This is a genomic window from Paraburkholderia nemoris, from assembly GCF_905221015.1.
Lineage (GTDB): Bacteria > Pseudomonadota > Gammaproteobacteria > Burkholderiales > Burkholderiaceae > Paraburkholderia > Paraburkholderia nemoris.
The window spans coordinates 1-12,422 of record NZ_CAJNBO010000028.1 but is presented as its reverse complement, the minus strand read 5'-3'; the positions used below and the strand labels follow the sequence as shown (position 1 = coordinate 12,422).

At 62.6% G+C, this 12,422-nt stretch carries 8 protein-coding genes; 6 read left to right on the top strand and 2 right to left on the bottom strand.

Going from position 1 to position 12,422, the window contains the following annotated elements:
* Positions 1–296 precede the first annotated feature (296 nt).
* Positions 297–2,798 carry a penicillin-binding protein 1A gene (locus tag KHO33_RS32615; RefSeq protein WP_200566769.1) on the bottom strand — a complete coding sequence of 834 codons (2,502 nt, stop codon included), beginning with the start codon at positions 2,796–2,798 and terminating at the stop codon, positions 297–299.
* Positions 2,799–3,242: 444 nt separating this feature from the next.
* On the opposite strand from KHO33_RS32615, the gene KHO33_RS32610 reads away from it, so the two are divergent.
* The 3 genes from KHO33_RS32610 to KHO33_RS32600 all read left to right on the top strand — a co-directional run bounded on the left by KHO33_RS32610 (position 3,243) and on the right by KHO33_RS32600 (position 6,275).
* A complete protein-coding gene (locus KHO33_RS32610) occupies positions 3,243–3,857 on the top strand; it encodes a hypothetical protein (RefSeq protein ID WP_200566768.1) in 615 nt (204 codons plus the stop codon).
* A gap of 461 nt (positions 3,858–4,318) precedes the next feature.
* Positions 4,319–4,999, top strand: a complete 681-nt coding sequence (locus KHO33_RS32605; RefSeq protein ID WP_054043431.1) for a PspA/IM30 family protein — start codon at positions 4,319–4,321, stop codon at positions 4,997–4,999.
* A gap of 85 nt (positions 5,000–5,084) precedes the next feature.
* Complete coding sequence (locus KHO33_RS32600) at positions 5,085–6,275, top strand: tetratricopeptide repeat protein (protein WP_054043432.1); 1,191 nt, start codon at positions 5,085–5,087, stop codon at positions 6,273–6,275.
* Between the two features lie 106 nt (positions 6,276–6,381).
* Here KHO33_RS32600 and KHO33_RS32595 read toward each other — a convergent pair whose 3' ends face one another.
* The gene (locus KHO33_RS32595; RefSeq protein WP_054043434.1) at positions 6,382–7,059 is read right to left on the bottom strand and encodes a TetR family transcriptional regulator; all 678 of its coding nucleotides are present in this window, start codon (positions 7,057–7,059) and stop codon (positions 6,382–6,384) included.
* A 146-nt stretch (positions 7,060–7,205) separates the two neighbouring features.
* Between KHO33_RS32595 and KHO33_RS32590 the strand changes: the two genes are divergently transcribed.
* The 3 genes from KHO33_RS32590 to KHO33_RS32580 all read left to right on the top strand — a co-directional run bounded on the left by KHO33_RS32590 (position 7,206) and on the right by KHO33_RS32580 (position 11,709).
* The gene (locus tag KHO33_RS32590; RefSeq protein ID WP_200566767.1) at positions 7,206–8,696 is read left to right on the top strand and encodes a flavin-containing monooxygenase; all 1,491 of its coding nucleotides are present in this window, start codon (positions 7,206–7,208) and stop codon (positions 8,694–8,696) included.
* Positions 8,697–8,796: 100 nt separating this feature from the next.
* Positions 8,797–9,786 (top strand): alpha/beta fold hydrolase, encoded by a 990-nt coding sequence (locus tag KHO33_RS32585; protein ID WP_200566766.1) that lies wholly within the window; start codon positions 8,797–8,799, stop codon positions 9,784–9,786.
* Positions 9,787–10,305: 519 nt separating this feature from the next.
* A complete protein-coding gene (locus KHO33_RS32580; RefSeq protein ID WP_054043442.1) occupies positions 10,306–11,709 on the top strand; it encodes a methyl-accepting chemotaxis protein in 1,404 nt (467 codons plus the stop codon).
* Positions 11,710–12,422 lie beyond the last annotated feature (713 nt).

Genomic DNA, 12,422 nt, shown 5'->3' with positions numbered 1-12,422 from the left:
AAGACGTGCGTCTCGCTCGCGGCGAGACGCAGCAGTGTTAGAGGCCGAAACCGTTTGGGAATCGAGCGTCCTTATGGGACCCAATAAAAAAGCACCGCAGGCGTGATTAAAACACACTGCAGAAGGCGGGCACAAAATCTGCTCGGCGAGGCCCGCGTCGCGCGACAGAAATCCACGCCGGCGCGTGATTTCCCGGCCCTTTCCAAAACTTGCACGTGCGGCCCTAAGCAGGCCGCACACGCTCCTACGCCCCTAAGCGAGCCCCACAGGAAATCCGCTTTGAGCGACAGCAGACATCAAGGCTTGTTCGTCTCGAACAGATCCATGATCTGCTTCTTCTCATTCGACGAAACGTTCGGCGGCGGCACTGCCGGTGGCGTCATACCCGCCGGCCCTACGCCGCCCAACGCGTCGCTCACACCAGCAGTCGGATTCGCCGAATCCAGACCGATGCTGGCCACGAAGCCATTGCCCGGCGTCATGTCCGCGTAGAACAGTTCGCCATCGACCGAAGTCACGCCGTCCGGTTGCGCCGGCTCGCTTTGCGGTACGCCGCGCAGCGCGCGCTGCATGTACTCGACCCAGATCGGCAACGCGAGTTGCGCACCGAACTCGCGGCTGCCGAGACTCTTCGGTTGGTCATAACCCATCCACGCCACCGCCACCAGCGATTGCTGATAACCGGCGAACCAGCCGTCCTTGGCGTCGTTGGTCGTACCCGTCTTGCCCTGCAGGTCCGAACGATGCAGCGCGTTGGTGCCCGCCCCCGTGCCGGCCGTGGCCACCGAATGCAACAGGCTGTTCATGATGTATGCGTTACGCGGTTCGAGCGTACGCGGCGCATCCTGGCCAGCGGTCAACGGCTGCGCCTTCGAGAGCGGCTCGCCGCGAGCATCCGTCACCTCGTTGATCAGATACGGATTGATGCGGTAGCCACCGTTGGCGAACACCGAGTAAGCACCCGCCGATTGCAGCGGTGTGACGAGGCCGGCGCCGAGCGCCATCGGCAGATACGGCGGAGTCTTGTCGGCGTCGAAGCCAAAACGCTGCGTGACAAAATCTTGCGCGTACTTGGTGCCGATGAACGACAGGATACGGATCGACACCAGGTTCTTCGACTTCTGCAGCGCGAGGCGCATTGGCATCGGACCGTCCGGCTGGTCGTCGTCCTTCGGTTCCCACGCGTCACCACCCGGCGTGCTCGGCGGGAAGTACAGCGGCGCGTCGTTGATGATCGTAGCCGGTCCGAGACCCTTGTCGAGCGCCGCCGAATAGATGAACGGTTTGAAGCTCGAACCCGGTTGACGCCACGCCTGCGTGACGTGGTTGAACTTGTTCTTGTTGAAGTCGAAGCCGCCCACCAGCGCACGAATCGCGCCGTCCTGCGGCGTGAGCGAGACCAGTGCGCCTTCCACTTGCGGAAGCTGCGTGATCTGCCAGTTGCCCTTGTCGTCGGCGACGAGGCGCACGATCGAACCCGGCTTGATCTTCGTGGCGGCCGCCGCGCGCGCGGAGAGCGCGCCGGCTGCGAAGCGCAGGCCGTCGCCGCTGATCGTCACTTCGGTACCGTCGACCAGTTGCGCCTTCACCTGCTTCGGATTCGCGTCCGTCACCACGGCGGCGATGATTTCGCCGTTGTCGGGGTGATCGGTGAGCGCGTCGTCGATCGTCTGATCGCGGTCGTCGCCCGGTGCGGGCAGTTGCACGAAGCCTTCCGGCCCGCGGTAGCCGTGGCGCCGCTCGTAGTCCATCACGCCCTTGCGCACTGCGCGATAGGCGGCGTCCTGGTCGGCGGAATCGATCGTGGTGGTGACGTTCAGGCCGCGCGTATAGGTTTCGTCCTTGTACTGCGCGTACATCATCTGGCGAACCATTTCGGCGATGTACTCAGCATGCACGCTGTATTCGTTGCCCGGGTTCTTGGTGTGAATCTCTTCCTTGACGGCCTGGTCGTACTGGTCCTGGCTGATGTATTTCAGCTCGAGCATGCGCTTCAGAATGTATTCCTGACGGATCTTCGCGCGCTTCGGATTGACCACCGGGTTGTACGCGGAAGGCGCCTTCGGCAAGCCGGCCAGCATCGCGGCTTCAGCGAGCGTGATGTCTTTCAGATCCTTGCCGAAGTACACGCGCGCGGCCGCGGCAAAACCGTACGAGCGCTCGCCCAGATAAATCTGGTTCATGTAGACCTCGAGGATCTGATCCTTGGTCAGCGCGCGCTCGATCTTGTACGCCAGCATCATTTCGTAAATCTTGCGCGTGTAGGTCTTCTCGCTCGAGAGGAAGAAGTTGCGCGCCACCTGCATCGTGATCGTGCTCGCACCCTGCGAGGCGCCGCCATGCGTGATGTCGGAAATGCCCGCGCGCAGAATGCCCACGAAGTCGACGCCGCCGTGCTCGTAGAAGCGATAGTCTTCGATCGCGAGCACCGCCTTCTTCATCTGGTCCGGAATGTCCTGGAAGCGCACGATGCTGCGCCGCTCTTCGCCGAACTCGCCGATCAGCACGTGATCTGCGGTGTACACGCGCAGCGGCACTTTCGGGCGATAGTCGGTCAGCGCATCGAGCGACGGCAGTTGCGGCCCCATCACCACGAGCGCGTAACCGACGATCAGCGCACCCACCACGGCGATGGTCGCCAGCAGACTGACAAACCAGATGGTGATGCTCGCGCCGATCGAACGGCGGCCAGGCTCAGCGTCGCGCGAAGCAGCGTTGCGTCCTGGAGTGCGGTGGTAGGCGTCCCGGTCGTCACCAGCCGGAGAATTTGAAGAGTGCGGTCGTTTGATGATTGGCATGACTGGAATAGTGGGCGCGTAGCTGAACGCGTGAGGCGCAAAACACCGCGCGGCCCTTATGCCCCCGGGCGACCGCACGGCACGCCTGTGACAGCGTCCGGCGCAACGTAACAGCGCATTTTAAAGAAATCAAGCGCCGTCCAAGACAGTTTTTTTGTAAGAATTCCCTTCGTGCTTCGTTATACAGGTAGATCACGGCAGTCGTGCAAGTGCCCCGCGCCGCCTGCCAGAGTTATCAACAGAAAATGTTGAAAGGCCTGTGGACAAGCCCGCCGCAAACGCTACAAGCCGTTGATGTCACGGGATTTTCATGTCGCGCCCGTTCCGCATCGGTGCAACTCGTCATATGATGGACTCGGCGCGGGAGTCATTACCGATACGCGCGACGGCGTACGCCAGATTCACGCCTTGATTCGCCAATGCCAACAAGTATGCGAGCCGACCATGAACAAGCCCAGCGAACGCATCGTCGTATTTGTCACGACCGCGCAGAAGCGCGCGATCGCCGCCACCGCCGAAAACCTGGGCATTAGCGTCAGCGAACTGATGCGGCGCGCGGTGTTGAGCTTCGGCGCGACCAGCGAACAGGTGAAAGCGGCCAGCATCGTCGACCGGCTGCGTGCGCCGCGCGCACCGGATGCCCTTGACGCCGCGCTGCAGCGGGTCGCGCGCGGCACGCGCCACGCACGGGCAGCGCTCCCGGAGGCCTTGCAGACTCACGGTGACAGCGAATCCGCTGCGCCGGCAGAAAGCGCGGCCGCATCGCAAGCGGATGAATTGTTGGGCGCAGCCGCCGGCGCGGGCCCGGCGCCGTTGCTGCCGGCCGGCGTACTGGCCGCCCTCACCGCCACCGCCGAGGAACTGGAAGCGGCTGCAGCAGCCGAAGCCGTGGCGCGTGTCGCCGCTGCCGAGGCGGCCTCCATTGCCGGTTCGGCGCAAAAACCCAGCGATGAGGACACGCCTTTGCGCAACGTGCTTAAACGCCCGCGCCTCGACGCCACGCGCGACGAAGACGATCCGCAAAGCGATCCGAGCACGGAAGGCGGCCGCTTCGCCTGAATCGCACGCGGTACGGTCAAGCGCCCCAACCCGCCGCGCATCGATGCGCTGTTGAAGCACAAGCACGCCGTCCGCACGCCACGCCTGTTCACATCCACGACACCCGCTGCGCGGACACTTGCCTTGCCGATATGCACTGCGCGGATGCCCGCCGCACGGATGCCCGCCGCGCACAAAGGTGGCGATTATGTCATCGCGCCCTTTAAGGCGGTTTTAAGAGAATGCGTGGTGTAATATCCGCGAACGGCTGAATATGCCAACGCGCGTTTTAACCACTGAGGCTGTTGGCCATTTGTTTTCAAAACGTAAATTTGTGGCGCCGCTATTGCAATTGGCGAGTGTGCCCCGAACTCCGGTCCGAACGTTGCGCAGCTTCTCGCGCAGCGGCGTAAAGTAGCATTTGAAAGCAGTTAAAGCGCGTGGGAATTATTCAGCGCCGATTTCATTCTTTGGAGGTTTTCATGTCGCTTTTTGACAGCATTTCGCGCACGCTTAAAGGTCTCCTGAACGACGCAGCCGATTCCGTGCAGGACCCGTCGCGTGATTCACGCCAGATCGTGCGCGAACTCGACGAGAGCATCGCTAAAGCTGAGAACTCGCTGATCGAGATTCAGGCACAAGTCGCCACGCAGCAAAGCAAGCGCGATGTCGCCGCCGACAAGGCAAAGAAGTACGAAGACGGCGCGAAGCGCGCGCTGCAATCCGGTGACGAAGCGCTCGCACGCGAAGCCCTCGGCGCGCAAGCCACGGCCGAAGCTGAACGCGACGCGCTGGCCAAGGAACTGACTACGCTGGAGCCGTCGGTTGCCCAGTTGAAGAGTCAGATCGACGACATGCGTGGCCGTCGTAACGACCTGAACGCGCGCTCGAACATTCTGCAAGCCAAGCAGCAGATCGCTCAGGCCAAAGATGTTGCCGCTACTGCGTTGGGCGGTATCGGCGGCAAGAATCTGTCCGAGGATTTCCAGAAGCTGGAAGACAAGGTTGCGTTGTCGAATGCCCGTTCCGACGCGCGCCTGAATTCGGCCGACGTAAAAACCGGCAAGGCGCTCGACGACAAGCTCGCGGATCTGAACCGCGGCCCGTCCGTCGAAGATCGCCTCGAAGCATTGAAGAAGCAGATCAACACGCCGGCTCAGTAATTGCGTCAGCAGTGCATACCGGCTGCCATGACTAGCGCAGCCGGAATCGACTGAAGGAGACGGGTGCATCGCACCCGGTCCGTAAATGAAAAAATTTCTCGCAAGCGCGTTCGCCTCACTGCTGTTCGTGTCGGCTGCGGCGTTCGCCGTGCCGACGGTCCAGCAGATCGAATCCGCCATGTCGCAAGGCAACTGGCAACAGGCCGATGCCGGTTTGAGCGAAGTGCTGCAGGCGCATCCAAACAACGCCCGCGCGCGCTACCTGTACGGTCAGGTGCTCGATCGCGAAGGCCGTTACGGCGACGCTCTCGCCCAGATCCAACAGGCCAAGACGCTCGATCCACAAATCCGCTTCACCGACCCGACCCGTTTCGCGCAAACCGAAGCGCGCATCCGCAAGGACGCGGAACGTGCAGGCGGCGCCGGCGGCAACACCACGAGCCGCGCAGCCAACCCGTTCGTGCAGCAGAATTCCCCGGCGGTGCAGCAGCAGTCCGCAATCGTGCAGCAAGCGCCGCAACGGCATGGTCCCGGCATCGGCATGTGGGTTGGCATCATTCTCCTGATCGGCGTGATCGCGCTGGTGTTGCGCTGGACCTTGCGCCGCGCCCGCACGCAAGACGATTCGCGCGCCGACGACGATCGCCGCGTGCAGCTCAAGCGCGCGACCGAAATGCTCAACGCCGTGCGCTCGTTGAAGCTCGACGTGAAGCTCTCCACCGTGCAAGGCCATGAGGCGCTGGAGAAGGAAGTCGAATCGACCGAAGACCAGTTACGCGGTCTCGTCGAAGCGCTGTCGAACAGCAAGAATCCGGTGCCTCCGTATCAGCTCGACGAACTGGAACAGCGCATTGGCAGCCTGCGCGCCCGCGCCGAAGGGCGGCCCGATCCGTATGCCGCGCCGGCCGCCGGCACACAGCAGTCGCCGTATGCGCAGGAGGCCGAGCGTTTCGGCAACCCGCCGCAGCCGTATCCGCAACAAGGACCGTATCAGCAGCAGCCGCAGGTCATCGTGCAGCAAGGTGGTGGCGGTTTCGGCGGTGGCATGGGCGGTCTGCTGACCGGCGTGCTGCTTGGCGAGGCGCTGAATTCCGGGCGTGAACGCGTCGTGGAGCGCGACGTGATTGTCGATGACGAAACGCGTCGCCGCGGCGGTGATGGCGGCAATGGCGGCGGTCTCGACTTCGGCCAGGGCTCGAACGACTGGAACGACAACAATGGCGGCGGCGTCGACATGGGCAGCAACGACGACTCCGGTGGCTGGAGCGATACCTGAGAAACACCGCGCTACGTGAGATGCCGTTAATCAAACGCTAATCGATCAAGCTGCAATGAAAACAGGCTCCGTACGGAGCCTGTTTCTTTATGTCGATTCCGTTCATTCATGCGGGCGCCCTCACCGGCTCATGCTGCGCCAGCAGCATCGACCCCGCGAACAGCCGGACGATGAAACGCTCCGCGTACCCGACCAGCGCGTCCCGGCGCTCGGCATTCCCGTCGATGTACTCCGCCGAAAGATGAAACAGCAGCAGCACGATCTGCGTGCAGACTTCGTCGACGGTTGCGCGGACGAGCGTCGGCATCAGTTCCAGTTGCACGACGTCGTCCGCCATTTCCGCCGACACCTCGTGGAGGTTTGCGCGCACCGCTTCGCGCAGCGCCGGCGACGTACCGTGATACTCGGCCAGCGCGCTCATAAATGCCTCGCGATTCTCCAGCGCAAACGCGAAGAACGCCACGCACGCGCGACGCGGCACGCTTAGCGGCTCGTCGTGCGCGGCCAGCCAGCGCTCGCGCCGCAGCATAGGCCGCAAGCGGCGGCTCACCGATTCGACCGCCTCGTGCGCCAGGTCGTCGAGCGTGTCGAAATGACGGTAGAACGTGTTGGGATTCAACCCTGCCTCGCGCGCCAGTTCACGCAGACCCAGACTTGCAAAGCTGCGCCCGCCCGCGGTCAGACGCAACGCGGCTTCGATCAGTTTGCGCTTGCCGGGCGGCAGGTCCTGCCCCGCGACAGCGCCATGGTCGGCGGCGAGCGCCGCTTCGGGTGAGGGTTTCATGAGCTTTCAGTCGGAGCGCGGCTCGTGCGTTTAATAGTCGTACTCTAAACGATCTTGACGCGAAGTGTACAGTTGTCTACTCTGCGCGTTATACGGCTGTAGACATCTGTAGACACCCGAATTTTGCCCACCTCCGGAGACCCGCCTTGACGCCTGCTTCAACTGCCCAACCCGCCACGCCGCGCATTGCTATTGTCGGCAGCGGGTTTGCGGGCATCGGCATGGCGATCCGCCTTCAGCAGATGGGCATCACGTCGTTCACGATTTACGAGGCGGCCGGTGATGTCGGCGGCACGTGGCGCGACAACACCTATCCCGGCGCGGCCTGCGATGTGCCGTCGCATCTGTATTCGTTTTCGTTCGAGCCGAATCCGGCATGGTCGCGTGCGTTCGGCAGCCAGGCGGAGATCTTCGCTTACCTCAAACATTGCGCGCGCAAATACGGCGTCGATCGTTACGTGCGTTGCAATGCGCGCGTGGCCTCGGCGCGTTTCGACGAAGCGCGGCAGACATGGCAGGTCGAGATCGATTCGAACGGTACGCGCGAAAGCATTGAGGCCGATGTCGTGATCGCCGCGAGCGGTCCGCTATCGCGGCCGGCCATGCCGAAGATCACCGGGCTCGAGCGCTTCGAAGGCAAGCTGTTTCATTCCGCGCGCTGGGACCACGACTATCCGCTCGAAGGCAAGCGCGTGGCCGTGATCGGCACCGGCGCCAGCGCGATCCAGTTCGTGCCGCAGATCCAGCCACGTGTCGCGCAACTCGAACTGTTCCAGCGCACCGCACCGTGGATCATGCCCAAGCCCAACAAGCCGGTCGGCCCTCGCGCGCATTGGCTGTTCCGCCATCTGCCGTTCACGCAGCGCTTCGTGCGCAATGCGATCTACTGGCAGCTCGAATCGCGTGCGATTGCGTTCGTCGTCAATCCGAAACTGATGAAGCCGCCGATGAAGTTCGGCTTGAGCTACCTCGAACGGCGCGTCAAGGACCCGGCGCTGCGCGCCAAGCTGACGCCGAACTACCGGCTCGGCTGCAAGCGCGTGCTGCTGTCGAGCGATTACTATCCGGCGCTCAGCCAGCCCAACGTCGACGTGGTGACGACCGGCATCCGCGAGATCGTCGCCGACGGCATCGTCACTAACGACGGCATGCATCACCAGGCCGATGCGATCATCTGCGGCACGGGCTTCCAGGTCAACGACGTGGGCGCGCCGTTCGATGTGACCGGTCTCGACGGCGCCGACCTCGGCGCGATGTGGCTGCGCGATGGACCGGAGGCCTACCTCGGCACCAGCATCGCCAACTTCCCGAACTTCTTCATGATCGTCGGCCCGAACACCGGGCTCGGCCACAACTCGATGATCTACATGATCGAGTCGCAAGTGCAGTACATCGCCGATTGCCTGCGCGTATTGCGCCGACGCAAGGCGCGCACGATGAACCTGCGGCCCGACGTTCAGCACGATTTCAATGAACGTCTGCAGAAAGAGATGCAGCACTCCGTGTGGACCACCGGCTGCCATAGCTATTATCAGACGAAGAGCGGCAAAGTCACAACGCAGTGGCCGGGCTTCACGTTCAACTTTCGCAAACGCACGCGGCGCGTGCGGCCGCAGGATTATCGCTTCGTGCCTTGATGTGCCTTGATACGCCTTGAAGCGGCATGCGGCGGCTGAGGGGCTGCGCGCGATGGGGAGGCGGAGGCGTTCGAATTCAAACTAAAGGGAGACAACAACCATGGCAAGCATCGACTCCGAAACGCCCGCATCCACCTCGCCGCTGCGCCCCCGCTCGCTCGCCGCGCGCCTCGGCATTACCAGCGTGCCGCGCACCGAATTGCAGCGGCGCTACACGCAAAGCGGTTCGAAGTTCGTCAAGATCATGGGTGCCGACGTGCACTACGTCGACGAAGGCAGCGGCGACACGATCGTGATGATTCACGGTTTCGCGTCTTCGTTGCATACGTGGAATCGTGTGGCCGACGAACTCAAGCGTGAGCATCGCGTGATCCGTCTAGATCTGCCGCCGTTTGGCGTAACCGGACCGCTGCGCTCGAACTCCGGCGAAATCGAAACGATGAACCTGCCGACGTACCGGCGATTTATCGACACGTTCATGCAGGCACTCGGCATCTCGCGCGCGACGCTGATCGGCAACTCGCTCGGGGGCCTGATTTCGTGGGATTACGCGGCACGCCATCGCGATGCCGTCGAAAAGCTTGTCCTGATCGACTCGGCCGGTTTTCCGATGAAGCTGCCGATTTACATCGGCCTTTTCAATAGCGCGCTGGTGCGGGTCAGTTCGCCGTGGTGGCTGCCGGAAGTCATTATCAAGAGCGCGGTGCGCAACGTGTATGGCGATCCGCGCAAGATCGACGCGGTGACGCTGCGGCGTTACGTCGAATTCTTTCACGGCGAAGGCACGCGCACGGCAATCGGCAAGATGGTGCCGACGCTCGACTTCAAGGACGTCGATACCGATGTGCTGAAGACGTTGAAGGTGCCGTCGCTGGTGCTGTGGGGAGCGAAGGATCGCTGGATTCCGCCTGCGCACGCGGCCGAATTCGCGAGCCGCATTCCTGGCGCGAAATCGGTAATGTATCCGGGACTCGGCCACATTCCGATGGAAGAAGCGCCTGAGCGCGTGATGACTGATCTGCGCGCTTTTCTCGGCACGAGCGGCGCCACTGCTCCGGCAGTTGAAGGCGTGCGCAGCGCGCCGGTCTGACCCTTCCTGACCGCACGATGCGACGGTCGAATCGTCGCATCGTCTGGCGGTCCCGCCGATTGGCCCGATTCACCGATCCGCACCCAGGCGCGCATGGCCGCGCTGCTAACGCATCGCCGGCACACGACGTTGCGCTCTCAACCACCTCCGAGCAACCGCAACAGTCCCCAGAGAAACTTGCAGAGCATCACGATCAGTTCCCACAGGTGGTAAAGCTGCTGCCAGCCTGAGACGCGTGCGAAGGAGTCGATCATGGTCCGCTGGTGAGTGGGAGGGCTGCGAGAAATGGCAGGCACAGCCACTTGCGGGGCCAGGCCTCTGTCAGGCCGGGTTGTCGCACGCGTGCTGCGCACCGGGCCGTGTCAGCGCCCTGCCGGACCCCACATCATAACGACCGCGGGATACCCCGTATCAAGTTGTTTGAAAGTTTGCCGTCAATAACTCGGGAAGACGCGGCATCCGTGCAGGATGAGCGCGCGAATCGACTCAGCAAACCGCGCCATCAAGGAGAACACGACCATGACGCGCTTCAGCTTCCGCCGGGCTGCCCGTTCGCAGACCGTGGTCGGCGACATTGCCGCCCACGCCGGCAAACTGGGCATTGAAATCTGCGATGTATCGGGCCACGTCGAAGAGGTGGCTGCGCGCGTGCAGCGCCAGGCACAGGTATGCCGCGCGCTGCGCGAATCTGCTGCCGTCACGCTGGCGGGCAACCACCGTATCGCCGCCGCTGCGCGCGAAATGCGCAATGTGTCGGCTGAAGCCGCAACCGGCGTGCAGGCGTCGCAGCAGACGCTCGAGGCGTCGCTCGCCGATATCCACGGGCTGGTGGAAGGCGTGACGGTGATCGAGAGCCAGATTGGCGCGCTGCGCAGCGCGTTGGCCCATGTGAGCCGCGTCTCCGAGGAGATTTCGCTGATTGCCCGCCAGACGCATTTGCTGGCGCTGAACGCCGCGATCGAAGCCGCGCGCGCCGGCGACTCCGGCAAGAGTTTCGCCGTAGTGGCCGCCGAGGTGAAGAACCTCTCGGCGAAGACCGCGCAGGCGACCGGCCAGATCGAGACGACGCTCGCCCAACTCACCCAGCAGACCGAGCAGTTGATCAGCGAGGGCTCGGTGAACACGGCGCGCGCCCATCGGGTCCGCGAAGGCACTCGCAAGATCGGCGACGTCGTGCACGCGACGGGCGATGCGATTACGCAGCTCAACGACGAGGCAGGACAGATCGCCGCGTTGACCGGCGAGATTGAAACGCAATGCAACGGGCTCGAGGCGCAGGTGCTGGAAATGGCCAGTGGTGTCGAAGATTCGAGCGAGAACTTTGTCCAGGCGAAGGACCGGCTGGGGAATCTGCTGAGCGTGTCCGAGACATTGATCGAGCTGACCGCGGCCACGGGGGTCGAGACGACGGATACGCGGTTTATCGAAGCTGTGCAGCGGGCCGCGGCCGAGGTGAGCAAGGTATTCGAAACGGCGGTTGCGCGGGGCGAAGTGTCGATTGAGGATCTGTTCGATCAGCACTACGTGCCTGTTGCCGGGAGCAATCCGGCTCAGTTCGTTACGCGGTTTACTGCTTTTACCGATCGGGTTTTGCCGGCTATTCAGGAGCCGTTACTCGGGCTGGATCCACGCGTGGCGTTTTGTGCTGCTGTCGATGTGCGTGGGTATCTGCCTACGCATAATCTGAAGTTTTCTTTGCCGCAGCGCGAGGATGTGGTCTGGAATATGGCGAATTGCCGGAATCGGCGGATGTTCGATGATCGCACCGGGATTGCGGCTGCTTCGCATGTTAAGAAATTTTTGCTGCAGACGTATCGGCGCGATATGGGGGGTGGGGAGTTTGTTTTGATGAAGGATGCGTCGGCGCCCGTGTTTGTGGGCGGGCGGCATTGGGGTGGGGTTCGGATGGGGTATAAGGTTTGATGTTTTTTTCTTGCGGGGCGCTTTTTTGTCAGTGTTCCTGGGGCTTTGGCCTTTCCTTGATTTGTTAGTGGTCTATTAGTGTTGCCCCTGTGCGGGGCGGCACCTACTTCTCTTTGCCGGCTGCAAAGAGAAGTAGGCAAGAGAAAGCAGCTCAAACCGCTAATGCTAAGTGGGCACCGTGGTTTGCCTGGGGTAGTGGTGCGACTGGAATCCGTGCTCTCGCACATTCCGCGTTAGTGACAAAGGCGTCATCAGCTCCCACTCCGCACTGCGTGCGTCGCGGACGGGTCTGCAGGGGAAACCACCGGTTTCGATTTTGGTTTGTGGGATCGTTGGCTTCGCCTCGGCGAGGCGCCTCTGCACTCTTCCGGGAACCCACTACCTCAAACGATATGTCGGTGTACTGCAATCACCGTCCGGGTCACGATCACAGTCGCAGTCGCAGTCGCGGTTGCGGTTGCGGTTGCCGTAGGCGGTGGCACTTGCCGCTCCAATTGCAATCGCGGACGGTGCAATGACGAGCCACGACCCGGCGGCGAGGCGTGGGCGTCAAAACGTAGCGATCGGTTTTATGAATGGCTCTTCGGCGCGCGCAGCGCCGCGGACCTATCCGCAATTTCGTGGGCGGGGCATATCATGAAGGATGAAAATCATGGATATGCCGATCATGAAGAAGAAACGTACCGTCGCCTCGCAGGCAGCGGCCCGAGGGC

Bases quoted from the DNA above. Each gene is read 5' to 3' on its own strand.
- KHO33_RS32605 (WP_054043431.1), top strand. From the start codon at position 4,319: ATGTCGCTTTTTGACAGCATTTCGCGCACGCTTAAAGGTCTCCTGAAC.
- KHO33_RS32595 (WP_054043434.1), bottom strand. From the start codon at position 7,059: ATGAAACCCTCACCCGAAGCGGCGCTCGCCGCCGACCATGGCGCTGTC.
- KHO33_RS32580 (WP_054043442.1), top strand. From the start codon at position 10,306: ATGACGCGCTTCAGCTTCCGCCGGGCTGCCCGTTCGCAGACCGTGGTC.
- KHO33_RS32615 (WP_200566769.1), bottom strand. From the start codon at position 2,798: ATGCCAATCATCAAACGACCGCACTCTTCAAATTCTCCGGCTGGTGAC.
- KHO33_RS32600 (WP_054043432.1), top strand. From the start codon at position 5,085: ATGAAAAAATTTCTCGCAAGCGCGTTCGCCTCACTGCTGTTCGTGTCG.
- KHO33_RS32610 (WP_200566768.1), top strand. From the start codon at position 3,243: ATGAACAAGCCCAGCGAACGCATCGTCGTATTTGTCACGACCGCGCAG.
- KHO33_RS32585 (WP_200566766.1), top strand. From the start codon at position 8,797: ATGGCAAGCATCGACTCCGAAACGCCCGCATCCACCTCGCCGCTGCGC.